Raw genomic sequence first — 24399 nt, 5'->3', positions numbered from 1 at the left:
GTGCGGTAACAGGTGCCTCGAACAGGTACGAGGGCAGGTCAACGGCAGGCATGTATACAAATACTTGATGTCGTATAGACTTCCAGAGTCCCCTGCCGTTGACCTGCCCTCGTACCTGTTCGAGGCACCTGTTACCGCACCTCTGGAGCGCCCCCATGGCGACAGTCCCGACCGCCCTCGCCGGCCGCCACTTCCTCAAGGAGCTGGATCTCACCCAGGAGGAGTTCCGCGGTCTGATCGAGTTGGCCGCCGAGCTGAAGGCCGCCAAGAAGGCCGGGGCCGAGACGCGGTACCTCACCGGCAGGAACATCGCGCTGATCTTCGAGAAGACCTCCACGCGCACCCGCTGCGCCTTCGAGGTCGCCGCCGCCGACCAGGGCGCCTCGACGACCTACCTCGACCCGAGCGGCTCGCAGATCGGCCACAAGGAGTCCGTGAAGGACACCGCGCGCGTGCTGGGCCGGATGTACGACGGCATCCAGTACCGCGGCGACAGCCAGGACAAGGTCGAGGAACTGGCCGCGTACGCCGGTGTGCCCGTCTACAACGGCCTCACCGACGACTGGCACCCCACCCAGATGCTGGCCGACGTGCTCACCATGACCGAACACACCGCCAAGCCGCTGCCCGAGGTCGCCTTCGCCTACCTCGGCGACGCCCGCTTCAACATGGGCAACTCCTACCTGGTCACCGGCGCCCTGCTCGGCATGGACGTGCGGATCGTCGCCCCCAAGTCCTACTGGCCCGCCCAGGAGATCGTCGACCGGGCGCGCGAGCTGGCCGAGACGAGCGGCGCGCGCGTCACCCTCACCGAGTCACTGGCCGAGGGCGTGGCGGGCGCCGACTTCGTCGCCACCGACGTGTGGGTCTCCATGGGGGAGCCCAAGGAGATCTGGGACGAGCGGATCGAGGCTCTGTCGCCGTACGCCGTGACCATGGACGTCCTGCGCGCCACCGGCAACCCGGACGTCCGGTTCCTGCACTGCCTGCCCGCCTTCCACGACCTCGGCACCAAGGTCGGCCGCGAGATCCACGACCGGCACGGCCTGGACTCGCTCGAGGTCACCGACGAGGTCTTCGAGTCCGCCTGCTCCGTCGTCTTCGACGAGGCCGAGAACCGGCTGCACACCATCAAGGCCGTCCTGGTCGCGACGCTCGCCCGGTAGGGCCCGGTTCGCGATGCCGGCTCGGTGGGGGGCCGGTTTGTGATGCTGGCCTCGTAGGGTCCGGCTCGTGATGCTCGCCCGGTAGGGCCGGGCTCGTGACGCTCGCCCGCGGTGGGTCCGGTTCGCGTGATGCTCGCCCGGTAGGGCTCTGTTCGTGATGCTCGCCCGGTCGCCCGGTAGGGCTCGGTCCTACGCGGGACGCGGGCGCCCCTGGGGCGGCACCGCGGCCAGCCGGAACCACACCGCCTTGCCGTTCTCCGTGGGCCGGTGACCGCAGGACGAGCTGAGCGCCCGGATCAGCAGCAGCCCGCGCCCGTGCTCCTGCCACGGGTCGGGCTCGCGGCCCGCGGCCGGGCGGGTCAGGTCGCCGGGCGGCACCGGATCGGGGTCGTGCACCTCGACCTGGCAGCCGGTCGGCAGCAGCTGTACCACCAGCTCTATCGGATCGTCTCCGGCGGTGTGCTCCACGGCGTTCGCCACCAGCTCGGCCGTCAGCAGTTCCGCCGTGTCGCTGTCCGCCCCGTGCTCCAGCTCCGCCAGCGCCGTGCGGACCAGGGCGCGGGCCACCGGCACGGCCGCGGCGGAGTGCGGCAGCGCGATGCGCCAGGAGGCGGCTGCGGAGGGGCGTTCGTGCAAGGCGAGTCCGTTCATGGCGCAGGTTCCTGTGTGCGACATCAGGCGGTCCTGCTTTCAACTTGAGGAATGGTACGGCGACCTCCGCCAGAGGCCCAGGCCGGTCGCCGTACGGGACCGTCCGCCCCGTCAGGGGTCGGCTTACCCGGCACAACGGTCGCGCGCCCACCGCTGATCCCGTTGTTACCGCGTTATCGACGACCGGTGACGCGTGTGACGCGGACAGGTCACGCGGTGACACGTCCGTCGCATACCCGCCCCATCTATCGCGTACTCCTGACGACAGTCACATACAGGTGATAACTTCGAGGGTGACCGCTCGTCGAGGAGGCCGCCCTCATGAGTCCCTTCACCGGCTCCGCCGCCCGTACCTCCGACTGGCGCCACCTGCGCGTCACCCACGCCGACGGCGTCGCCACCGTCACCCTCGCCCGTCCCGAGAAGCTCAACGCGCTCACCTTCGGTGCCTACGCCGACCTGCGCGACCTCCTCGCCGAACTGTCCCGGGAACGCTCCGTGCGCGCCCTGGTGCTGGCCGGCGAGGGACGCGGCTTCTGCTCCGGCGGAGACGTCGAGGAGATCATCGGCGCCACCCTCGCCCTGGACACCGCCCAGCTCCTCGACTTCAACCGGATGACCGGCCAGGTCGTCCGGGCGATACGGGAGTGCCCGTTCCCCGTGATCGCGGCCGTGCACGGGGTGGCCGCCGGGGCGGGAGCCGTGCTGGCCCTGGCCGCGGACTTCCGCGTCGCCGACCCCAGCGCCCGCTTCGCGTTCCTCTTCACCCGCGTCGGCCTCTCCGGCGGCGACATGGGTGCCGCCTACCTCCTGCCCCGCGTCGTCGGCCTCGGCCACGCCACCCGCCTCCTCATGCTCGGCGAAGCGGTGCGCGCGCCCGAGGCGGAGCGGATCGGCCTGATCAGCGAGCTGACCGAGGAGGCCCACGCCGACGAGGCCGCCCACCGTCTCGCCCGCCGCCTCGCCGACGGCCCGGCCCTGGCCCACGCGCAGACCAAGGCCCTCCTGACGGCGGAACTCGACATGCCCCTCGCGGCGGCGGTGGAGCTGGACGCGGCGACCCAGGCCCTCCTGATGAACGGCGAGGACTACGCGGAGTTCCACAGGTCCTTCCTGGAGAAGCGCCCCCCGAAGTGGAAGGGACGCTGAGGATGGCTGCCCCGGGCGGGCGCATCGCGATCATCGGCGGAGGCCCGGGAGGCCTCTACACCGCGACCCTCCTCAAACGCCGCGACCCCGACCGCCAGGTCACCCTCTGGGAACGCACCACCCCCGACCGCACCTTCGGCTTCGGAGTCGTCCTCTCCGACGAGACCCTCGGCGGCATCGAACACGCCGACCCCGTCGTCCACGAGGCCCTCCAGCAAAACTTCACCCGCTGGGACGACATAGAGATCGTCCACAGAAACATCCGCCGGACCTCCGGAGGCCACGGCTTCGCAGCCCTGGGCAGGAGACGCCTCCTGGAGATCCTGCACACCCGCTGCCACGACCTCGGCGTGGACCTGCGTCCGCACACCGAGGCACCCCCGGTGCGGCGCCTCGCCGAGACCCACGACCTGGTCGTCGCCGCCGACGGCGTGCACAGCACCACCCGCGAGGCCTACGCGGACGTCTTCCGCCCCCGCGTCACCACCCACCGCTGCCGCTACATCTGGCTCGCCGCCGACTTCGCCTTCGACGCCTTCCGCTTCGAGATCGCCGAGACCGAACACGGCGTCATGCAACTGCACGGCTACCCGTATGCGGCCCACGCCTCCACCGTCATCGTCGAGATGCGCGAGGAGGTCTGGCACGCCGCCGGATTCGACGAAGCCACCCCGCAGGAGTCGGTCGAACGCTGCGCCAAGATCTTCGCGGACGCGCTCGGCGGACGGCCGCTCAGGTCGAACAACTCGGCGTGGACGGCGTTCCGTACCGTGGTCAACGAGCGCTGGTCGCACGGCAATGTGGTGCTGCTGGGCGACGCCGCCCATACCGCCCACTTCTCCATCGGCTCCGGCACCAAGCTCGCCGTCGAGGACGCCCTGGCGCTGACGGCATGCCTGGAGGAACACCCCGATTCCCGCTCGGCGTTGACAGCCTACGAGGAGGAGCGCAAGCCGGTCGTCGCCTCCACCCAGCGTGCCGCCCGCGCCAGCCTCGAATGGTTCGAGAACCTCGCCCTGTACGTCGATCAGCCCCCGCGGCGCTTCGCCTTCAACCTGCTCACCCGCAGCCGCCGCGTCACCCACGACAACCTGCGGCTGCGCGACCCGGACTTCACGGCCGCGGTGGAGCGGGAGTTCGGCTGCCCGCCCGGCACGCCCCCGATGTTCACGCCGTTCCGGCTGCGCGGACTGACCCTGCGCAACCGGGTCGTCGTCTCCCCGATGGACATGTACTCGGCGGCCGACGGCATCCCCGGCGACCTCCACCTCGTCCACCTCGGCGCCCGCGCCCTCGGCGGGGCCGCACTGGTGATGACCGAGATGGTGTGCGTGTCCCCCGAGGGGCGCATCACACCCGGCTGCGCCGGCCTCTACACCGGCCGGCACGGCGAGGCCTGGCGGCGGATCACCGACTTCGTGCACGAGCGGGCGCCGGGCACCGCGATCGGCGTGCAGCTCGGCCACTCCGGGCGCAAGGGCTCGACCCGGCTGATGTGGGAGGGCATGGACGAACCCCTCAGGGACGGCAACTGGCCACTCGTGGCCGCCTCTCCACTGCCGTACAAGCCGGGGAGCCAGCTGCCGAGGGAGCTGGGAAGGGCACAACTCACCGATCTGCGCCAGCAGTTCGTCGCCGCCGCCGGGCGGGCCGCGCGGGCCGGGTTCGACCTTCTCGAACTGCACTGCGCGCACGGCTACCTGCTGTCAGGGTTCCTCTCCCCGCTGACCAACAGGCGCACCGACGCCTACGGCGGCTCGCCGGCGCGGCGGCTGCGGTTCCCGCTGGAGGTCTTCGACGCCGTACGGGCGGTGTGGCCGGAGGAACGGCCCATGACCGTGCGGATCTCCGCGACCGACTGGGCCGACGGCGGGACCACCGCGGAGGACGCCGTCGAGATCGCCCGCGCCTTCGCCGCGCACGGCGCCGACGCGATCGACGTCTCCACCGGGCAGGTCGTCGCCGAGGAGGCCCCGGAGTACGGGCGGTCCTACCAGACGCCGTTCGCGGACCGGATCCGGCACGAGGCACGGGTACCGGTGATCGCGGTCGGCGCGATCTCCTCATGGGACGACGTCAACTCGCTGCTCCTGGCCGGCCGCGCCGACCTCTGCGCGCTGGCCCGCCCGCACCTGTACGACCCGCACTGGACGCTGCACGCCGCCGCCGAACAGGGCTACGACGGACCCGGCGCCGTCTGGCCGGCGCCCTACCGGGCGGGCAGCAGACCGCCCGTGACCGGCCGCACCGACGCCCCCAAGCCCCGGCTGACGCTGGGGAGTTGAGGCGAGGTCAGGCTTCGGGGAGGAGGCCGGCGAACTCGGCGCCCGCGTCCCGAAGCCGTTCGTGCAGCCCCTGGAACACGGCCGCGGAGCGCACCCCCGGCCAGTCCTCGGGGAGCAGCCCGGCGGGCAGCCCGGGGTCGGTGTACGGCAGGTGCCGCCAGGCGTCCAGGGCGAGGAGGTAGTCGCGGTACGCCTCCTGCGCCGGGGTGTCCGCGCGCCGCTCCCAGCCCTGCAGCACGCGCTCGTGGCGGTCGAGGAACGCCTCGTGCTCCTTGGCGATGGCCGCCAGGTCCCACCAGCGGGCGACGGCCCGCGCGGTCGGCGCGAAGCCGAGGTGCTCGCCGCGGAAGAGGTCGACGTAGGCGTCCAGGCGCAGCCGTTCCAGGGTGTGCCGGGTCTCCTCGTGCAGCCGGGCGGGGGCGATCCACACGCCGGGGGCGGCCGTGCCGAAGCCGAGACCGGCCAGCCGGGAGCGCAGAACGTGCCGCTTCTGCCGCTCCGACTCCGGCACCGAGAACACCGCCAGTACCCAGCCCTCGTCCACGGGCGGTGTGGTGGCGTAGATGCGCCGGTCTCCGTCCTCCAGCAACTGCCGGGCCTCCGCGGACAGTTCGTAACCGGCGGCGCCGTGCGCGGTGCGGGCGGGCAGCAGCAGACCGCGTCGCTTCAGCCGCGACACCGAGGAGCGCACGGAGGGCGCGTCGACGCCGACCGCGGCGAGCAGCCGGATCAGTTCGGCGACGGGCACCGGGCCCGGCGCGAAGCGGCCGTACGCGCCGTAGAGCGTGACGATGAGGGACCTAGGTGCGGGCTGGTCGGACACGTTGATCATCTTAGGTCGTCGGCATCACTGCTGGTCACCATCGGTATCACTCGTGGTGCGCAACCGGAAGCGCTGGAGTTTGCCGGTCGCGGTCCGCGGCAGCGCGTCCAGAAAGACGATCTCCCGCGGACACTTGTACGGCGCCAGCTCGGCCTTGACGAACTCCCGCAGCGCCTCGGCGTCCGGCCGCGCCCCGGCCCGCAGCACGGCGAACGCCACCACCACCTGCCCGCGCGCCTCGTCCGCCCGTCCGACGACCGCCGTCTCGACGACATCAGGATGCCGCAGCAGCGCGTCCTCCACCTCGGGGCCCGCGATGTTGTACCCGGCCGACACGATCATGTCGTCGGCGCGGGCCACGTACCGGAAGTAGCCGTCGTCCTCGCGGACATAGGTGTCGCCGGTGACGTTCCATCCGTCACGCACGTACTCGCCCTGGCGGGGGTCGGCGAGGTAGCGGCAGCCCACCGGGCCGCGCACGGCGAGCAGTCCGGGCCGGCCGTCGGGGACGGGTTCGCCGTTCTCGTCCTGCACGCGCGCCTGCCAGCCGGGCACGGGGACGCCCGTGGTGCCCGGCCGGATCCGCTCGTCGGCCGCGGAGATGAAGATGTGCAGCAGTTCGGTGGCCCCGATCCCGTTGATCAGGCGCTGACCGGTCCGCTCGTGCCAGGCCCGCCAGGTGGCCGCGGGCAGGTTCTCGCCGGCGGAGACACAGCGGCGCAGCGACGACACGTCGTGCCCGTCGAGGGCGCCGAGCATCGCCCGGTAGGCGGTGGGCGCGGTGAACAGCACGGACACCCGGTGCTCGGCGATCGCCGGCAACAGCTGCTGGGGACCCGCCTGTTCGAGCAGCAGGGCGCTCGCGCCGGCCCGCATCGGGAAGACGAGCAGCCCGCCGAGACCGAAGGTGAAACCGAGCGGGGGACTGCCCGCGAACACGTCGTCGGCGTGCGGCGCGAGCACCTGCCGGGAGAAGGTGTCGGCGATCGCCAGCACGTCCCGGTGGAAGTGCAGACAACCCTTGGGCCGGCCGGTGGTGCCCGAGGTGAAGGCGATCAGCGCCACGTCGTCGGCGGCGGTGTCCACGGCGGTGAAGGGGGCGCCGGGCGCCGGCCGGTTCAGCAGGTCGTCGGGGGCGTCACCGCCGTAGACCGCGATCCGCAGCCCCGGTATCTCCGCCTTGGCGAGTTCGTCCACGGACCGGATGTCGCACAGGGCGTGCCGCACCCGGGCGATCTCGCACATCGTGCGCAGTTCGTGCGAGCGCTGCTGGGCCAGCACGGTGACCGCGATCGCGCCCGCCTTGAGCACCGCGAGCCAGCAGGCCGCCAGCCACGGCGTGGTCGGCCCGCGCAGCAGCACCCGGTTTCCCGGTACGACGCCCAGCTCGCCGGTGAGGACGTGCGCGAGCCGGTCGACGCGGGCGCGCAGCTCCCCGTAGGTCCAGGGCGGGCCCGTGGGGGTGTGGAACACCGGCCGGTCGGGGGCGCCGCCGTCGAGCAGTTCGGCGGCGGCGTTCAGCCGTTCGGGGTAGCGCAGCTCCGGCAGACCGAACCGCAGCCGGGGCCACTGGCCGGGTGGCGGGAGGTGGTCACGCGCGAAGGTGTCGACGTGGGCCGAGGCGTGCATGGCGGGTCGCCCCCTTGCCTGGGTGGGCGCCCGGGAGCGCCGTGGTGGTGGGCTCGCGCACCGAGCGTATCGCGTTGGTGACGACAGTCAACGGTTCGCGATACCGTGGGAGCGCCAGAGAAGAGGCCATCGGTGGAGAGGGGCGGCGATGCCCGCATTCTCGCTCGAACCGGAACAGAGCGCCTGGTGTGCCGAACTGCGCACCCTGGCCGCCGACCGGCTGCGCCCGCTCGCCGAGAAGGGCGAACCCGGCCGGATCAACCGCCCGCTCCTCGCCGAACTCGGCCGACTGGGCCTGCTGCCGCGCCTCTTCACCGCCGGCGCCCTCGACCTCTGCCTGATGCGCGAGTCCCTCGCCCATGCCTGCACCGAGGCCGAGACGGCCCTCGCCCTCCAGGGTCTCGGCGCCCACCCCGTCCACGCGCACGGCACCCGCGAGCAGCGCGAGCGCTGGCTGCCCCGCGTCACCGACGGCAGCGCCGTGGCCGCGTTCGCGCTCAGCGAGCCGGGGGCGGGCTCGGACGCCGCCGCCCTCTCCCTCGCCGCGGAACCCGACGGCCCCGGCGGCTGGCGCCTGACCGGCGAGAAGTGCTGGATCTCCAACGCCCCCGAAGCCGACTTCGCCACCGTCTTCGCCCGTACGACGCCCGGCGCCGGCGCCCGCGGAGTCACCGCGTTCCTGGTCCCGGCCGACCGCCCCGGCCTCACCGGCACCGCCCTGGACATGCTCTCCCCGCACCCGATCGGCACCCTCGCCCTCGACGCCGTCCCCGTCACCGCGGCCGACGTACTCGGCGAACCCGACCGCGGCTTCCGCGTGGCCATGACCACCCTCAACCTCTTCCGGCCCAGCGTCGGCGCCTTCGCCGTCGGCATGGCCCAGGCCGCCCTCGACGCCACCCTCACCCACACCGCCCGACGCGACGCCTTCGGCGGCAAACTGAGAGACCTCCAGACGGTCGCCCACCAGGTCGCCGAGATGTCCCTGCGCACCGAGGCGGCCCGCCTGATGGTCTACGCCGCCGCCACGGCGTACGACACCGGCGCCCCGGACGTGCCACGCCGCGCCGCCATGGCGAAACTCCTCGCCACCGAGACCGCGCAGTACGTCGTCGACGCCGCCGTCCAGCTCCACGGCGCCCGTGCCCTGCGCCGGGGACACCTGCTGGAACACCTGTACCGCGAGGTGCGGGCGCCACGGATCTACGAGGGGGCGAGCGAGGTGCAACGCGGCATCATCGCGAAGGAGTTGTACGCGGCGCAGGACCGGGCGGCGGAGGACCGGGCGGTGCGGGATCGCGCGACGGGCCGTGCGGAGGCGGGCCGTGGGGAGGCGGATGCAGCGACGGGGGATCGCGGGGAGGCGGATGCAGCGACAAGGGATCGCGCGGCCGGTGCGGCTGTGCCGTCCCGGACGGGACCGGAGGGCGTCCGGTGACCGCCGAGCGCGTCAACCCGCCCGGCCTGTCCCCGCCGGCCGGCTTCTCGCACGCGGTCGTCGCGACCGGCTCCCGCCTGGTGTTCCTGGCCGGCCAGACCGCGCTGGACGCCGACGGCAAGGTGGTCGGCGACTCGCTGCCCGACCAGTTCGCCCGCGCCCTGGCCAACCTGCTGACCGCCCTCACGGCGGCCGGCGGCACCCCCGCGGACCTGGCACGCGTCACCGTCTACGTCACGGACGTCGCCGCCTATCGGGCGTCCGCCCCCGAACTGGGCAGAACGTGGCGGGAGTTGGCGGGCCGGGACTACCCGGCGATGGCGGTCGTCGGGATCGTACGGCTGTGGGACGAGGAGGCTCTCGTCGAGCTGGACGGGTTCGCCGTCCTGGGGGACTGATCAGGCCGCGACGGCGACGGCCGCGGGGCGGCGTTCGGCCGGGACGCGGTGCGGGGCGACGACACGGCCGTCGGGCAGCAGCTCGCCGGAGTCGTCGAAGACGATCGTGCCGTCACAGAGGAGGGTCCAGCCCTGCTCGGGGTGGGCGGCGACGACGTGCGCGGGGTCGGCCGTGGGGCTCGGAGTCCGGTGGGTACACATGGCGCACCTCCACGTCGGTGGGGTCACCGGGCGGTGGACCCCGTTGAACCGACCATGCGCCCGCGCGGGGGCCGCCGCCAGAGCCCGCCGGGGAGTGTGACAGCACCAGGACAACTCGCGGACCGTTCGTCGACGCACGGTGCGGACTCGCCACCGAAGGAGTGACGATCACGGTCGCGGGCCCGCCCTGCCGGTACCAGTGGAACCCCCCTACCAGGAGGTCCCCCCATGTCCTTCCGCCCAGTCCCGCGCCCCGCCCTGCGCCCCGCCCTGACCGCGGCCGCGGCCGCCGCCCTGCTCCTGCTGGCCGCGCCCGCGGTGACCGCGACCGCCGGTCCGTCCGAGTCCGTGACCGTCGACCCGGTCGGCCGGGTCGCCGCGGACGGTACCGTCACCCTCTCCGGCACCTACCGCTGCACCGGCAACTCCGGTCCCGTCTTCGTCAGTTCCTCCGTCGGCAACAATTCCTCGACCAGCCGGCACGGCATCGGCGGCACCCGTGCCGTGTGCGACGGCGCCGAGCACCGCTGGGTGAACACGGGCAAGCCCGCACCCGACCCGGTCGAGCCCGGCGCGGCCCGTGTCGAGGCCACGGTGATGGAACTGCGCCCTGCGGGCGGCCTTCCGCTGCCGTACTTCCACGCGGCGGCCGAGCAGGACGTGACGCTCACGGCGAGCTGAGCGCGTGAACCGACGCCGCCGGCACTGACGGCGCCGGTGCGTGGTCCCGGCGGGCGGGCCGCCGGGGCCCCGTCCGGGCGCGTTAGGATCGCCGGGTGAATACGTACTGGCACGTCGTGCTTCCGCCGCTCGCCGTCTGACGGGCGCAGCACCGAAGCAGTGACCCCCCGCCCCGGCCGGCCGCCTCCCGCGCCGGCCGGTGGCCGTGTCGTGCGCCCGTTCCGGATCGAGTCCCAGACGCATCCGACGACGGAAGACCACGACTGTGCCGAACCGCACTTCACGCCCGACCTCCGCGCGCCCGGCCGCCCCGCGCGCCCACCACCCGCTCCTCGGCGGCCCCGCCCCGATACTCACCGCGTGCCTGCTGTGGGGAACCACCGGGACCGCCGCCTCCTTCGCCCCGGCCGGCGCACCCGCCGCGGCCATCGGCTGCGCCGGACTCGCCCTCGGCGGCATCCTGTTCCTCCTCACCTCCCGCGGCGCCCGCTCGCTTCCGGCCCGCTGCACCCGCGCCGAGCGGTGGCTGCTCCTCCTGGGGGCCCTCGCCGTCGCCGGATACCCGGCCACCTTCTACCCGGCGGTGGCCCGCACCGGAGTCGCGGTGGCCACGGTGATCGCCCTCGGCAGCGCGCCGGTCTTCGCCGGCCTCCTGGCCTGGCTCACCGGCCGGGCCCGGCCGACCGCCCGCTGGACCGGCGCCACCTCGACCGCCGTCCTCGGCTGCGTCCTCCTCGTGCTCGGCCCCCGGCTCACCGGAAGCGGCACCCCGGTGGACCTCACGGGTGTCCTGCTCGCCACCTGCGCCGGACTCTCGTACGCGGTCTACGCGTCGATCGGCGGCGGGCTCATCGCCCACGGGCACGAGTCCGGCACGGTGATGGGCGCGCTGTTCGGCGCGGCCGGGCTGCTCGTCCTGCCGCTCGCGCCGTTCGTCGACGTCACCTGGCTCGGCTCCGTCAGGGGCGCGGCGGTGGCCGGCTACCTCGCCCTGTTCACCGTCCACCTCTCCTACCGCCTCTTCGGCCACGGACTGCGCCGTACGTCGGCGTCGGCGGCCACGTCCCTGACCCTGGCCGAGCCCGCCGTCGCCGCAGTCCTCGGCGTCACCGTCCTCGGCGAGCGCCTGCCGTACGTCTCCTGGTGCGGGCTCGCCGTCCTCGGACTGGGGCTGGTCCTCCTCGCCGCCCCGGTGAAGAGGGCGGTCGCCGGGGGCCGGTAGCCGGACGGCTGTCAGCCCGCCCCCACCGCGCCGGTGGCGGAGGGGTGCGTGTGCGCGGCCCGCAGGAGTTCCGCGGCGCCGCGTACGGCCGCGGTGTGCGGGGCGGGCACCGGGCTGACCGGGGCGTGCAGCCGGCCGGTCAGCCGGTAGGGGATCTCGGGCCGCAGCGCGCCCCCGCCGGCGAGCAGGGCGCCCCGCCGGAGGGCGTCCAGCGTCCGCGACGTGCGGTCCTCCTCCAGCATCGCGGTCACCATGGCGGTGACCGCGTCGACGAGAAGGGCGCCCGGCCGCCCGGTGCCGTCGCCGTCACCCGTGCCGAGCGCGGCGCCGCGGGCGTCGGCCACCGCGCCGTCGGCGAGCAGGACGGCCTCCGTGCGGCGGGCGCCGAGATCCACGACGAGCAGCGGCCGGGACAGGTCCGCCCGCGCGGCCACGGCGACGGCACGCGCGGTGGGGACGGTGAGCACGGTGTGCGGCCCCAGGATTTCGACGGCGGCGCGGGCCCGTTCCCGGTGGGCGACGCCGCCCAGGACCGGCGCGGTCACGATGACGAGCGGCCGGCGGGCGGCCGGCGGGCGGTCGCCGAACAGCCGGTCGAGCATCCGCGCCGTACCGGCGGTGCCGGCGCCCCCCGGCTCGGGGACCGGTTCCCCGCGCCCGGCGCCGGTCACCGTGGGGACGTCGAGGATCGTGCCCCGGTCGGACGTCCAGGCGCGGGTACGGGCGCCGCCCAGGTCGAGAGCGAGGCCGTAGCACTGCCGGCACAGCGGCCACGGCCGGTGCCGGCCGGAGCCGCGACGGGCTGCGGGGATCACCGGTCCGCCTCTCGGACCTGGCGGCACCGGGCACAGTGACGGGCCTGCGGCACTATCTCCAGCAACTCGCGCGAGATGGGCCGCCGGCACAGGCCGCACGTGCCGTAGCGGCCCTCGTCCATGCGGCGCAGCGCCGCCTCCACATCGGCGAGGACCATCCGGGCGGAGGCCGCGAGCTGAACCCCCACCTCCACCTGCGAGGGCGCCCGCCGCTCACGCAGCGCGTCCCCGCGGGCCGGGGCGGCGGCCGTCAGCTGCTGAATCTGCTCCCGGCGGAACGACAGTTGCTCGCGCAGGTTCGCGCGCAGCACGGCGAGGTCCTCCGCGGACAGGGCCGGGGCCGGTTGGACGACGGTCCGGTGGTGCACGGCTTCACCCCTCGGTCAGGACGTGACAGGACAAGGAGGACAAGGAGGACAAGGAAGTACGGGACGTCAGTCGCTGTGGCGCTGGCAGGCGACGCAGAAGCGCGTGTACGGCAGGATCTCCAGGCGTTCGGCGGGGACGGGCCGCGAACAGCCCAGGCAGGTGCCGTAACTGCCGTCCCCGACCCGCGCGAAGGCCGCCTCGATCTCGGCCAGCACACGCCGGACGGCCTCCTTCTGCACGGACATCACCTGGTCCGTCACATCCCGCCCGGCATCGTCGATGGCCCGCAGCTGGGTCAGCCGCGCGTCGCGCTCGTGCTCCAGACGCTGACGGGCCTCGTGTGCCGTCAGACGTCCGGGACGGCCTTCGGTCGGGGGCGTGTCGAGCGACGACATGGCGGTCCTCTCCTCCGGTGGGGGAGCGGCCTGCCGGTCGCGGGCCGCTGTGCCTCCACCGTCGCCGACGGAACGCGCCGCGCCTATCGGGCGCAGTACCCATCTCTCGCGGCACCCGATGCCCATCGGGCCCGCCGACCCGGCCGCGGCGTACGACCAGAAATGGGCATCAGAGCCCATCGACGCGGCGCCAGCCGGCCCGCACGCTGTCCGGGAGGGCCGGTTCGCCCTGCTCCCGTGGCACGCGCGCGGGGGCGGTGACCGGCCCCGGCGACGAGACGAGACGAGACGAGACGGTGTACGAGGTGTGTGCGCACCACGTCACGACGAAAGGCGCGATTCCCGGTGTCCCTGTTCTGGCGGATCTTCGGGCTGAACGCGGTGGTGCTGGGCACGGCCACCGCGCTGCTGCTGTGGGCCCCGGTGACCGTCTCCGTGCCGGTCCTGCTGACCGAGGCGGTGATCCTGGTCGGCGGCCTGCTGGTGATGCTGGTCGCCAATGCGGCCCTCCTGCGGTTCGGGCTGGCCCCGCTCGACCGGCTCACCCGCCTGATGACCACGGTCGACCTGCTGCGCCCCGGCCAGCGGCTGCCCGCGCACGGCCTGCGCGAGGTCGCCGACCTCATCCGCACCTTCAACGCCATGCTCGACCGGCTGGAGAGCGAGCGGGCGGCGAGCAGCGGCCGCGTCCTGCTGGCGCAGGAGGCCGAACGGCGCCGCATCGCGCAGGAGCTGCACGACGAGGTGGGGCAGACCATGACCGCGATCCTGCTGTCACTGAAGCGGGCGGCGGACGAGGCGGACGAGCCCCTGCGCGGGGAACTCCAGCAGGCGCAGGAGATCACCCGCGGCAGCCTGGACGAGGTACGCCGCCTGGTACGCCGACTGCGGCCCGGCGTACTCGACGACCTGGGCCTGGTCAGCGCCCTGACCTCGCTCACCACCGAGTTCACCACGCACGCCGGGCTGCGCGTCCTTCGCCGTTTCGACGCCGACCTGCCCGCCCTGGACACGCAGACGGAGCTGGTGCTGTACCGGGTCGCGCAGGAGAGCCTGACCAACGCGGCCCGCCATGCCGGAGCCGGCCGGGTCGAGGTCAGCCTGCGTCACAGGGACGGCGCGCTGCTGCTGGCGGTCACCGACGACGGCGACGGCACCGGCATCGGGCACGAGGGTGCGGGCATCCGGGGGATGCGGGAACGGGCGCTGCTGGTGGGAGCCACCCTGGACATCGTCTCCGAGCCGGGGACCGGTACACAGGTCCGGTTGACCGTGCCCGCCCAGAAGAAGGTGCCATGAACCCGAGCGACCCGTCCCCGATCCGCATCCTCCTCGCCGACGACCACGCCCTGGTACGGCGCGGGGTGCGGCTCATCCTCGACCGCGAACCCGACCTGGAGGTCGTCGCCGAGGCCGGGGACGGCGCCGAGGCCATCGCCCTGGCCCGGACCCACGACATCGACCTGGCCGTGCTGGACATCGCGATGCCCCGGATGACCGGCCTCCAGGCGGCGCGTGAACTCGCCGCGCTGAAACCGGGACTGCGCATCCTGATGCTGACGATGCACGACAACGAGCAGTACTTCTTCCAGGCGTTGAAGGCCGGGGCAGGCGGATACGTGCTCAAGTCCGTGGCGGACCGTGACCTGGTCGCCGCCTGCCGGGCCGCCGTGCGCGACGAACCCTTCCTCTATCCCGGCGCGGTCACCGCCCTCGTACGCAACTATCTCGACCGCGTCCGCCACGGCGAGGAACCCCCGGACCGGCTGCTGACCGCGCGTGAGGAGGAAGTCCTGAAACTTGTCGCGGAGGGCAACTCCTCGAAGGAGATCGCCGATACGCTCTTCATCAGTATCAAGACCGTCCACCGGCACCGGGCGAACCTCCTGCACAAACTCGGCATGCGCGACCGGCTGGAACTCACCCGGTACGCCATCCGCGCGGGCCTCATCGAACCCTGAACCGGCCCGCCCGAAAACCCCCGCCCGGGAACGACCCGCCCGAAGACGCCCGCACGGCGACCGCCCGCACGCAGACGACGACTGAACGCAGGAGAGGGGGACGGGACTTGACACGCGCCACGCGTCCCGGCCCCCGTCCTGGGGCGACGGCGGCAGCTCTGCTCGTCGCCCTCCTCGTCGCCTTGACGAGCCTCCTCGCACCGCCCGCGTACGACGGCTTCCACACCCCGGACACCGTCACCGGGTCCGTCTCCGTGTCCGCGCGGGCGAGCGGTGCTCCCGCCGCCGACGACGCGCAGCCCGCCGTCCGCACGGCCGCGGTCCGCGTCCACGGCGACCTCCCCGCACCGCCCGCCCCCGCCACGCTCGTACCCCGGCATCCGGCCGAACTCCTGCCGCCGGGAATCCCGGCGCCGCCGACGGCCGTACCCTTGTCCGTCCGCCCGCGACCGGCGGACGGGCACCCGCTGCGCGCCCCGCCGCTTCCGCCAGGCATCTGACGTTCCCATTCCTCTGCCGCGGTCCCCCGTGGACGCGGCATGCCTGCCGGAGGCCCGCTTGACCCGCGCCCAGCGCATCCGAGGGCTGCTCGCTCTCGCCATCGTCGCCCTGTCCCTGTACGTCGCCATGAGCGTGCCCGTCCATCTCGGGCTCGATCTGCGCGGCGGCACCCAGATCGTGCTCGAGACCCGCCCCACCGCCGGCGACGACGCCGGCCCGGACACCGTCGACCGCACCGTGGAGGTGCTGCGCGGCCGCGTCGACGCGCTCGGTGTCGCCGAACCCACCATCGTCCGCTCCGGCAGTGACCGGATCGTCGTCGAACTGCCCGGCGTGCAGGACCCGGCGGAAGCTGCCGAGGTGCTGGGCCGCACGGCCCGGCTCAGCTTCCACCACGTCCTCGGCACCGCCACCGACGCCACCGCCACCGCTGCCGACGCCACCGCCGCCGATGCCGCGGCCGGACCGCGGCCCGATCCCTCCGGTCCACCCGTCCTGCCCGACGAGTCCGGACAGCTCCTGCGCCTCGACGCGGCCATGCTGACCGGCAAGGACGTCGAGGAGGCCGCAGCCCGGTTCGACCCGCAGAGCGGCGCGGGCTGGCACGTCACCGTCGAATTCAAGGACGCCGGCCGCGACCGCTGGGCCGGCCTGACCGGTGAGGCGGCCTGCCGGCCGGCGGGCGACCCGGCCCGCCGGGTGGCCATCGTCCTGGACGACAGGATCATCTCCTCACCCCAGGTCGACCCCTCGGTGAGCTGCGGCACGGGCATCGGCGGCGGCTCCACGCAGATCAACGGCGCCTTCGACGACGGCGAGGCCCGCGAGCTCGCCCTGCTCGTCAACGGCGGCGCCCTGCCCGTACCGGTGGAGACCGTGGAGCAGCGCACCGTCGGCCCCACCCTGGGCGCGCAGGCCATCACGGCCAGCGTCTGGGCCGCCGCCGTCGGCAGCACGCTGACCGCCCTCTTCGTCATCGCCGTCTACCGGATCCTCGGCGTCCTCGCCGCCGTCGCACTCGTCTGCTACGGCCTCATCTCCTACGCCGCCCTGGCCGCCCTCGGGGCCACCCTCACCCTCCCCGGCCTCGCCGGATTCGTCCTGGCCATCGGCATGGCGGTGGACGCCAACGTGCTCGTGTTCGAGCGCGCCCGGGAGGAGTACGCGGCCCACCACCGGCCCACCCCGCGCTCGGCGCTGGCCGCCGGATTCCGTAACGCCCTCAGCGCGATCGCCGACTCCAACATCACCACCCTGATCGCCGCCGCACTGCTGTTCCTGCTCGCCTCAGGACCCGTCCGCGGCTTCGGCGTCACCCTCGGCATCGGCGTCCTCGCCTCCATGGTCAGCGCCCTGGTCATCACCCGCGCACTCGCCGACCTCGCCGTAGCCCGCCCCGGCCTGCGGCGCCGTCCCCACCTCACGGGCATCGCGCACACCGGCGCCGTCCGCGACCGGCTCGCGCGCAGGAACCCGCGGTTGATGCGGCACCCCCGCCGATGGCTGGCCGCCTCCGCCGCCGCACTCGTCCTCGCCGGCGCCGGAATCGCCCTGCGCGGCCTCGACTTCGGCATCGAGTTCACCGGCGGCCGTCAGGTCGAGTACGCCACCGCCACCCCCGTCGACCCCGACCGGGCCCGCGCCGCCCTCGCCGACGCGGGCTTCCCGCACGCCGTCGTGCAGACCTCCGGGGAGAACAGACTCACCGTCCGGACGGGCCAGTTGACCACCGCGCAGGCGAACGCGGTCGGCGCGGCCGTCGGCGATCTCACCAGCCGCGCGGACAGACTCCGCGACGAGACCATCGGCCCCAGCCTCGGCAAGGAACTGCGCCGGGGCGCGCTCATCGCCCTCGCCGTCGCCCTCGGCGCCCAACTCGTCTATCTCGCGGCCCGGTTCCGCCTGCTGCTCGGCACGGCCGCCGTCGCCGCCCTCGCCCACGACATCGTGATCCTCGTCGGCGTCTTCGCCTGGCTCGGCAAACCCGTCGACGGTGTCTTCCTGGCCGCGCTCCTGACCGTCATCGGCTACTCCGTCAACGACTCCGTGGTCGTCTTCGACCGCCTCAGGGAACTGACCAAACCGACCCGGCACGCGGACAAGGCGCGCGAAACCCGTTTCCGCGACATCGCCGGCCGGGCACTGCAGCAGACCCTGCCCCGCACGGTCAACACCGGGACGGGCGCCGCGCTCATCCTCACCGCGCTGGCCGGGTTCGGCGGCGACTCCCTCACCGACTTCGCCCTGGCCCTGCTCATCGGCCTCGCCGTGGGAACGTACTCCTCCATGTTCACGGCGACACCCCTGGCCGTCGTCCTCCAGGAACGCCGCCGATGACCACAGTTGCTGTGACGCAGGTCACGGGAAGGAGGTGGGCGGTGCCGGACAGCTCATGGAGGTGAGCACTCATCTGCGTACCCGGGTCCGGGCCGGGGATCCCACCGCCTTCGCGGAGCTGTTCGACAGCTACGCGAAGGCGGTCTACAACCATGCCTTCCGGCTGACCGCCGACTGGTCGACGGCCGAGGACGTCATGGCAGCGACGTTCATGGAGGCGTGGCGGCTGCGCGACAGGGTCGACCCCGAGGGCGGTTCCCTACGGCCGTGGCTGCTGGGGATCGCCACGAACACCGCCCGCAACCACTACCGCAGCAACCGCCGGTACCGGGCGGCGGCGAACGCGGCCGCGGCGGCCGAGCTGTCGGTGCCCGACCACGCCGAGGAGGTGGCCGGCCGGGTCGACGACCGCCGGCTCCTCGCGCGGGCCCTGACCGCACTGGCCGGACTGCGCCGTCCGGAGCGCGAGGTCGTCGCGCTGTGCCTGGGGGAGGGGCTGGACTACGAGGCAGCCGCGCAGGCCCTCGGGATCCCGGTCGGCACCGTCGCCTCCCGCCTGTCCCGCGCACGCGGAAAGCTGCGCGCACTCACCGACGACGCCCCGACGGGTCCCGCGACGGCTCCAGCGGCAGGCGCCGGGGCAGGTACGGCGCGGAAGATTCCCCGCGGAAAACGGGAAGGCGACCGCCCCGGCCGACAGACAAGAGATGACCACGCACCCGTGGTCCGGCCCGCGCAGGGAGGAAACCGATGAACGCGAACACGCCCCGGCAGAGTCCGGCCGAGCGGGAAGAGGACAGCACGCTCCTCTCCCGGACGGCGCGTGACCTGCCGCCGGGCCGTCACCAGTTCCACAAGGAGCGTCTGATGGCCCAGATCCACCAGGAAGAGCGCACGACGGCCCCGGCAGCGGCCCCTGCCCCGGTTCCGGCCAGGGCGTGGTGGCTGCGGCTGCCGCGCCCGGCGATCACCCTGCCCGCGACGGCGGCCGTCGTGGCCGCGTCGGTCGTGGCCGCCGTGCTCACCTCCGGCCGCGAGGCCGGGGGCCCGGGTCTCGCCGACGGACCGGTCCTGACCACCACGGTCGGCGCCGCGAGCACCAAGGGCGTACCGCAGCTCCTCGACCGGATCTCGCTGGCGGCGGCAGACGCCTCCCACCCGGAGGTCAAGCCCGGCCAGTTCGTCTACGTCGAGTCCAAGACCGCCGACACCTACCTGAAGACCGTCGACGACAAGACCACCCTGGCCTCCCACGCACTGCACCGCCGCCAGGTGTGGAGGTCCCCGGACGGCACCCAGGGCTGGCTGATCGACCCGGCCGTCAACGACAGCCCCGAGGGCGAGACCCTGAGCCTGCCCGACGAGCAGGGCAACACCCCCGAGGCCTACCTCAACAGTCCCTCGTACGACTACCTGACGCGCCTGACCACCGACCCCGACGCGCTCCTCGCCAAGATCTACAAGGAGACCGAGGGACACGGGAACTCCCCGGACCAGGAGGCCTTCACCACCATCGGCGACCTCCTCGGCGAGAGCTACCCGCCCGCGGAGCTGTACTCCGCCCTCTTCCGGACCGCCGCGAAGATCCCCGGAGTCGTCGTCGTCCAGGACGCCGTGGACGCGGTCGGCCGGACCGGCGTGGCGGTCGCCCGGCTGGACGAGACCAGCGGGCAGCGGGAGGAGTGGATCTTCGACAGGAAGACCTACCGCTTCCTCGGCGAGCGCAGGGTCCAGGTGGAGAAGAGGACCGGAGACGAGGCGCTGATCAGGCCCGGCACGGTCACCCACACCAGCGCCGTCATGGAGCGGGCGATCGTCGACGCCATCAAGAAGACGCCCTAACAGGAGTACTGCCGCCTGACGCGCCATCAGGCCGCCGCACCCCGTCCGTCCCGGCCGGGGTGCGGCGGCCCCGTCAGATCTCCTGGGCCGGCCAGTCCAGCAGCCGGGCCCCGATCACGGCCGTCTGGAGCATGTAACGGTGCGCCGGGTCGGCCGGGTTGGCGCCGGTGAGTTTGTGGATGCGTTCCAGACGGTAGGTCAGGGCACGCACGCTGAGGGTGAGGCGGCGGGCGGCCTCGGCGGCGACACAGCCGGAGTCGAAGTACGCGGTGAGCGTGTCGAGGAGGGGCTGGGCGCCGCCGCGGGCCGTGGTGAGCGGCCCCAGCGTGACGACGACGAGGTCCGCCATGGCCTGCCGGTCGCGCGTGAGGACCGGATAGACGAGGAGGTCGGCGGCGTGCAGCACCGGCTCGTCCAGGTCGAGCCGCTCGGCCAGTTCGAGGGCGTTCAGTGCCTCCTCGTAGGACTGGACGACACCGCCGGGACCCGGCTGGGGGCGGCCGATGGCGACCCGGCCGCCGTCGGTGGCGGCGTGCGCCTGCTTGGCGAAGTAGGTGAGGACCTCGTCCTGGTTGCCCGGCGCGATGCACAGCAGCCGGCCGTCCTTGGTGGTGAGCAGCACGCTGCGGTCGCCGAACCGGGCGATGAGCGCGCGCTCCACCTGCCGGGGCACCGGGGCGCCCTCGTCGTAGGCGTCGGGACCCTGCGCGACGGCGACGGCGTGCGCGTGCGAGAGGCGCAGCCCGAAGCGTTCCGCGCGCTCGGCGAGGCGGCCGAGGTCGCTGCGGCCGTAGAGGAGGTCGTCGATGAACTCCCGGCGGGCGGCCTCCTCCTGGCGGACGGCGAGGAGTTGGGCACGTTCGTAGCCCTCGGCGAAGGCGTCGACGGCCTGGTGCACGGCGGCGAGCGCGTCGTCGGCGGGGCCGGGCGTCCTCGGCCAGGCCGCGCGGGCGGCGGTCAGGTGCGCGCTGACGAGGGCGCGCAGCCCGTGGCCCGCCTCGGCGGCCAGCTCGCCCAGGGCGCGGCGGGAGGCCAGTTCGTCCCGGGTGAGGCGGCGCCCGGTGGCCGACACCTCGGCCAGGATCTCGGCGTAACCGCTCAGATACCGCTCCGGAACTTGCCGCTCCGTCATATCGCCCCCGGCCTCTCGGTGTGCCGTTGACGCTTTCCTGGCGGTCACCGGCATGAAGACCCTAGTCAACACTGCCGGAAACCGGCAATGCGTTTGTAGGGCCTCGCCGTGCACCATGGCTCGTGGGGAGCACGGCGGGTGAATCCGATGCCGGGCACCGGCAGGGGCCGGTCCGGCATCGGAGCCCGTACGGGCCCTGCCCGGCGGAACGACGAGTGATCCATGCCGCGGACGGAGAGGGGACCGGGGGAGATGCGCACGTTTTTGGCAGCGGCCACAGGCCTGCCCACGATCCTGCTCACCGCGGCCCTCGTCGTGGTCGCCTGCTTCTGGCTCCTGGCAGCCCTGGGCCTCGCCGCCGTTGGCAGCTTCGACACGGACGTGGACCTGCGGGCATGGCACCTGAGCGGGGTGCCCGTGACCGTCGCCTTCTCCCTCCTGACGGTGCTCGCCTGGTCGTCGGCTGTCGGCACGACGGTCCTGGTGGCCGAGTTCGCGCCCCTGGGACCGGTCACCGGACTGCTGCTGCGCCCGGTCGTGACCGGGGGAGCCGTCCTGGCCGCCTGGGCCACGACCCGCGTGCTCGTACGGCCGCTGCACCCCCTCTTCCCCGACGAACCTGTGCCGCCCGTGTCCGCGCCGCCTGAGCGGGGCGTGCCGTCCGTGCCGTCCGTGTCCCGGCCGCCTGACCCGTCTGACCCGTCTGTGCCGTCCGTGTCCGGGCCGCGCGGGTCCGTGCGACCTGAGCCGGCCGTGCCGCCTGAGCCGGCTGTGCCGGGCGGGGCTCGGGCGGGCGACGGTTTTGGGCCATGGCCGTGCGCCGCCGACGACCGAGATCCCCGGCGTGGCGATTCCCGGCGGGGCGATTCCCGGCGGGACGGGCCGCGACAGCGTGACGCCGCGCCCCGGCCGCGAAGTCACGCCCGTCCGAGTCACGCCGTCCGAGTCACGCCGTCCGAGTCACGCCGTCCGAGTCGCGCAGCCTGAGCCGCGCCCTCTGAGCCACGCCGTCCGAGTCAGCCGCCCGAGTCGCTGCCCGGGTCAGCCGCCTGAGCCAAGCCGTTCGAGTCGTTCCGCCGCCGGATCCGGCCCACCTGCGGCCTCTCTCCTCCTCATGCTCAACTCCCTTACGCCTCAAGGACGTATGCCATGACTGCCATGATCGTGGGCGTCGGCGTGCTCGTCGCCGTCTGCCTCGCCCTGCTCGCCCTCTCACGACTGTTCCGCAAGGTGGAGCAGGGCAAGGCGCTGATCGTCTCCAAGCTGCGCAAGGTCGACGTGACCTTCACCGGGCAGGTCGTCCTGCCGGTGCTGCACAAGGCCGAGGTGATGGACATCTCGGTGAAGGCCATCGAGATCACCCGGGCCGGCAAGGACGGGCTGATCTGCCAGGACAACATCCGCGCCGACATCCGGATCTCGTTCTTCGTGAAGGTCAACAAGACCGTCGAGGACGTCATCAAGGTCGCCCAGGCCGTCGGCACCGCGCGGGCCAGCGACCAGAAAACGCTCCAGGAACTGTTCCACGCGAAGTTCTCCGAGGCCCTCAAGACCGTCGGAAAGCAGCTCGACTTCACCGACCTGTACACCAAGCGTGAGGAACTGCGGTACCGGATCATCGAGGTCATCGGCGTCGACCTCAACGGCTACCACCTGGAGGACGCGGCGATCGACTACCTGGAGCAGACGCCGCTCACCCAGCTCGACCCGGCCAACGTCCTAGACGCCCAGGGCATCCGGAAGATCACCGAGCTGACCGCCGTGGAGCACGTCCGCACCAACGAGTTCCAGCGCCACGAGGAGAAGGAGATCACCCGGCAGAACGTCGACGCCCGCGAGGCCATCCTGGAGCTGGAGCGCCGGCAGGCCGATGCCGAGATCAAGCAGCGGCGGGAGATCGAGACCGTACGGGCCAGGGAGGAGGCCGAGACCGCGCGGGTCGTGGAGGAGGAGCGGCTGCGGGCACAGTCTGCGTTCCTGAAGACCGAGGAACACCTCGGTGTCCAGCGCGAGAACCAGGCCCGCGAGGTCGTGGTCGCGCAGAAGAACCGCGAGCGGGTCATCGCCGTGGAGAACGAGCGCATCGAGAAGGACCGGCTCCTCGAAGTCATCGCCCGTGACCGGGAGACGCAGCTGACGCGGATCGCCGCGGAGAAGGAGGTCGAGGCGGAGAAGCGCAACATCGCCGAGGTCGTCCGGGAGCGCGTCGCAGTGGACCGTACGGTCGCCGAGCAGGAGGAGTCCATCAAGAAGCTGCGGGCGGTGGAGGAGGCGGAGCGGCAGCGGCAGACCGTGATCATCGGCGCCGAGGCGAAGGCGCAGGAACTGCTCGTCAAGGACATCAAGGCCGCGGAGGCTGCGGAACAGGCCGCCGTGCACCGCGCCGCCGAGGAACTCACCCTGGCCGAAGCCCGTTTGAAGAGCGCCGACCTCGACGCGCGGGCCAAGCTGCGGCTCGCCGAGGGCGTCCAGGCCGAGAACGCGGCCGAAGGTCTCGCGGTCGTGCAGGTCCGCGACAAGGAGGCCGAGGTCATCGAGAAGGCGGGCCGCGCGGAGGCCGAGGCGACCGCCGCACGCATGCGGGCCGAGGCGGAGGGTGCCAGGGCCAAGGCGCTCGCCGACGCCGAGGGCATCGGCGAGAAGCTCAAGGCGGAGGCCGCCGGCCTCACCGAGAAGGCCGCGGCGATGGCCGCCCTCGACGACGCGTCCCGCGGTCACGAGGAGTACCGGCTGCGCCTGGAGGCCGAGAAGGAGATCCGCCTCGCGGGCCTCGACGTGCAGCGGCAGGTCGCCGAGGCGCAGGCCACGGTCCTCGCCACCGGGCTGGAGAACGCCGACATCAACATCGTCGGCGGGGAGTCCGTCTTCTTCGACCGGCTGATGTCCTCCATCGCGCTCGGCAAGGGCGTCGACGGTTTCATGCAGCACTCCGAGACCGCGCAGGCGCTGGCGAAGCCCTGGCTGGACGGCACGTCGAGTTTCACCGACGACCTGAGCCGGATCCTCGGCTCCGTCTCCACGGCCGACGTGCAGAACCTGACCGTGTCCGCCCTGCTCATGAAGCTCATGGACCACGGCGGAGCCGACGCCGGCCCGCTGCGCCAACTCCTGGACAGGGCCGGCGAGCTGGGCCTCGCGGACACCCCGCTCGCCGCGGTCAACGGCAGCCCCCGGCCCTGACCGGCGGACGCCATCGACGAATCCGCTCGGCGGACGCGGCCGGACGAACGCGGAGGCGGACAGCCGGACGCGGACAGACGACCGCGGAGGCGCGGACGCGGGCCGACGACCACGGACGGCGGACAGCCGGACGCGGACGCGGATCGACGACCACGGACAGCCGGACGCGGACGCGGACCGACGACCGCGCACAGCCGGACGCGGACGCGGACCGACGACCGCGC

22 protein-coding genes are annotated in these 24399 nt (G+C 73.4%); 14 read left to right on the top strand and 8 right to left on the bottom strand.

The window, feature by feature from the left end; genetic code table 11:
• Nucleotides 1-155 precede the first annotated feature (155 nt).
• Complete coding sequence (gene argF, locus P1P75_RS12915) at nt 156-1166, top strand: ornithine carbamoyltransferase (RefSeq protein ID WP_319254754.1); 1011 nt, start codon at nt 156-158, stop codon at nt 1164-1166.
• A gap of 189 nt (nt 1167-1355) precedes the next feature.
• On the opposite strand, the gene P1P75_RS12910 is transcribed toward argF, so the two are convergent.
• A complete protein-coding gene (locus P1P75_RS12910; RefSeq protein ID WP_319254752.1) occupies nt 1356-1817 on the bottom strand; it encodes an ATP-binding protein in 462 nt (153 codons plus the stop codon).
• A 321-nt stretch (nt 1818-2138) separates the two neighbouring features.
• On the opposite strand from P1P75_RS12910, the gene P1P75_RS12905 reads away from it, so the two are divergent.
• The gene (locus P1P75_RS12905; RefSeq protein WP_319254750.1) at nt 2139-2966 is read left to right on the top strand and encodes an enoyl-CoA hydratase family protein; all 828 of its coding nucleotides are present in this window, start codon (nt 2139-2141) and stop codon (nt 2964-2966) included.
• Between the two features lie 2 nt (nt 2967-2968).
• Nucleotides 2969-5251 (top strand): bifunctional salicylyl-CoA 5-hydroxylase/oxidoreductase, encoded by a 2283-nt coding sequence (locus P1P75_RS12900; protein WP_319254748.1) that lies wholly within the window; start codon nt 2969-2971, stop codon nt 5249-5251.
• A 7-nt stretch (nt 5252-5258) separates the two neighbouring features.
• Here the strand turns inward: P1P75_RS12900 and P1P75_RS12895 are convergent, their stop codons facing one another.
• Both P1P75_RS12895 and P1P75_RS12890 read right to left on the bottom strand, forming a co-directional pair.
• Nucleotides 5259-6083 (bottom strand): PaaX family transcriptional regulator C-terminal domain-containing protein, encoded by an 825-nt coding sequence (locus tag P1P75_RS12895; protein WP_319254746.1) that lies wholly within the window; start codon nt 6081-6083, stop codon nt 5259-5261.
• 15 nt (nt 6084-6098) lie between these two features.
• Nucleotides 6099-7703, bottom strand: coding sequence for an AMP-binding protein (locus P1P75_RS12890; RefSeq protein WP_319254744.1), 1605 nt, complete (start codon nt 7701-7703; stop codon nt 6099-6101).
• 148 nt (nt 7704-7851) lie between these two features.
• Here P1P75_RS12890 and P1P75_RS12885 point away from each other — a divergent pair, with 148 nt between their 5' ends.
• Both P1P75_RS12885 and P1P75_RS12880 read left to right on the top strand, forming a co-directional pair.
• Complete coding sequence (locus P1P75_RS12885; RefSeq protein ID WP_319254743.1) at nt 7852-9141, top strand: acyl-CoA dehydrogenase family protein; 1290 nt, start codon at nt 7852-7854, stop codon at nt 9139-9141.
• Nucleotides 9138-9539 (top strand): RidA family protein, encoded by a 402-nt coding sequence (locus P1P75_RS12880; RefSeq protein ID WP_319254741.1) that lies wholly within the window; start codon nt 9138-9140, stop codon nt 9537-9539. Before P1P75_RS12885 ends, P1P75_RS12880 begins: the two co-directional genes overlap by 4 nt.
• Here P1P75_RS12880 and P1P75_RS12875 read toward each other — a convergent pair whose 3' ends face one another.
• Nucleotides 9540-9740, bottom strand: a complete 201-nt coding sequence (locus tag P1P75_RS12875) for a DUF5999 family protein (RefSeq protein WP_319254739.1) — start codon at nt 9738-9740, stop codon at nt 9540-9542.
• A gap of 228 nt (nt 9741-9968) precedes the next feature.
• On the opposite strand from P1P75_RS12875, the gene P1P75_RS12870 reads away from it, so the two are divergent.
• Together P1P75_RS12870 and P1P75_RS12865 are read left to right on the top strand one after the other, a co-directional pair.
• Nucleotides 9969-10421, top strand: coding sequence for a DUF6299 family protein (locus P1P75_RS12870; protein WP_319254736.1), 453 nt, complete (start codon nt 9969-9971; stop codon nt 10419-10421).
• 265 nt (nt 10422-10686) lie between these two features.
• Entirely contained in the window at nt 10687-11643 is a 957-nt protein-coding gene (locus P1P75_RS12865; RefSeq protein ID WP_319254734.1) for an EamA family transporter, read from the top strand.
• 11 nt (nt 11644-11654) lie between these two features.
• On the opposite strand, the gene P1P75_RS12860 is transcribed toward P1P75_RS12865, so the two are convergent.
• The 3 genes from P1P75_RS12860 to P1P75_RS12850 all read right to left on the bottom strand — a co-directional run bounded on the left by P1P75_RS12860 (nt 11655) and on the right by P1P75_RS12850 (nt 13222).
• Complete coding sequence (locus tag P1P75_RS12860; protein WP_319254732.1) at nt 11655-12458, bottom strand: hypothetical protein; 804 nt, start codon at nt 12456-12458, stop codon at nt 11655-11657.
• Nucleotides 12455-12826 (bottom strand): TraR/DksA C4-type zinc finger protein, encoded by a 372-nt coding sequence (locus P1P75_RS12855; RefSeq protein ID WP_319254730.1) that lies wholly within the window; start codon nt 12824-12826, stop codon nt 12455-12457. The genes P1P75_RS12860 and P1P75_RS12855 overlap by 4 nt, the downstream gene beginning before the upstream one ends.
• Nucleotides 12827-12892: 66 nt before the next feature.
• Nucleotides 12893-13222 (bottom strand): TraR/DksA C4-type zinc finger protein, encoded by a 330-nt coding sequence (locus P1P75_RS12850; protein ID WP_319254728.1) that lies wholly within the window; start codon nt 13220-13222, stop codon nt 12893-12895.
• A 345-nt stretch (nt 13223-13567) separates the two neighbouring features.
• On the opposite strand from P1P75_RS12850, the gene P1P75_RS12845 reads away from it, so the two are divergent.
• The 6 genes from P1P75_RS12845 (at nt 13568) to P1P75_RS12820 (ending at nt 19863) form a co-directional block, all read left to right on the top strand.
• Nucleotides 13568-14521: a sensor histidine kinase gene (locus P1P75_RS12845; protein WP_319254726.1), complete on the top strand. Its 954-nt coding sequence runs from the start codon at nt 13568-13570 to the stop codon at nt 14519-14521.
• Nucleotides 14518-15183 (top strand): response regulator transcription factor, encoded by a 666-nt coding sequence (locus P1P75_RS12840; protein WP_319254724.1) that lies wholly within the window; start codon nt 14518-14520, stop codon nt 15181-15183. Before P1P75_RS12845 ends, P1P75_RS12840 begins: the two co-directional genes overlap by 4 nt.
• Before the next feature lie 107 nt (nt 15184-15290).
• Nucleotides 15291-15683, top strand: a complete 393-nt coding sequence (locus P1P75_RS12835; RefSeq protein ID WP_319254722.1) for a hypothetical protein — start codon at nt 15291-15293, stop codon at nt 15681-15683.
• A 58-nt stretch (nt 15684-15741) separates the two neighbouring features.
• Nucleotides 15742-18021, top strand: coding sequence for a protein translocase subunit SecD (gene secD, locus P1P75_RS12830; protein WP_319254720.1), 2280 nt, complete (start codon nt 15742-15744; stop codon nt 18019-18021).
• Between the two features lie 61 nt (nt 18022-18082).
• Complete coding sequence (locus tag P1P75_RS12825) at nt 18083-18775, top strand: RNA polymerase sigma factor (protein WP_319254718.1); 693 nt, start codon at nt 18083-18085, stop codon at nt 18773-18775.
• Entirely contained in the window at nt 18772-19863 is a 1092-nt protein-coding gene (locus P1P75_RS12820) for a CU044_5270 family protein (protein ID WP_319254716.1), read from the top strand. The genes P1P75_RS12825 and P1P75_RS12820 overlap by 4 nt, the downstream gene beginning before the upstream one ends.
• A gap of 73 nt (nt 19864-19936) precedes the next feature.
• Here the strand turns inward: P1P75_RS12820 and P1P75_RS12815 are convergent, their stop codons facing one another.
• Complete coding sequence (locus tag P1P75_RS12815) at nt 19937-20995, bottom strand: helix-turn-helix domain-containing protein (RefSeq protein ID WP_319254715.1); 1059 nt, start codon at nt 20993-20995, stop codon at nt 19937-19939.
• Between the two features lie 1149 nt (nt 20996-22144).
• Between P1P75_RS12815 and P1P75_RS12810 the strand changes: the two genes are divergently transcribed.
• On the top strand, nt 22145-24175 hold the full coding sequence (locus P1P75_RS12810; RefSeq protein ID WP_319254713.1) for a flotillin family protein: 2031 nt from the start codon (nt 22145-22147) through the stop codon (nt 24173-24175).
• Nucleotides 24176-24399 lie beyond the last annotated feature (224 nt).

This window comes from Streptomyces sp. ID05-39B (assembly GCF_033794725.1).
Classification (GTDB): Bacteria; Actinomycetota; Actinomycetes; order Streptomycetales; family Streptomycetaceae; genus Streptomyces; species Streptomyces bobili.
The sequence above is the reverse complement of the archived record's forward strand: the minus strand, read 5'-3'. Positions and strand labels throughout refer to the sequence as shown.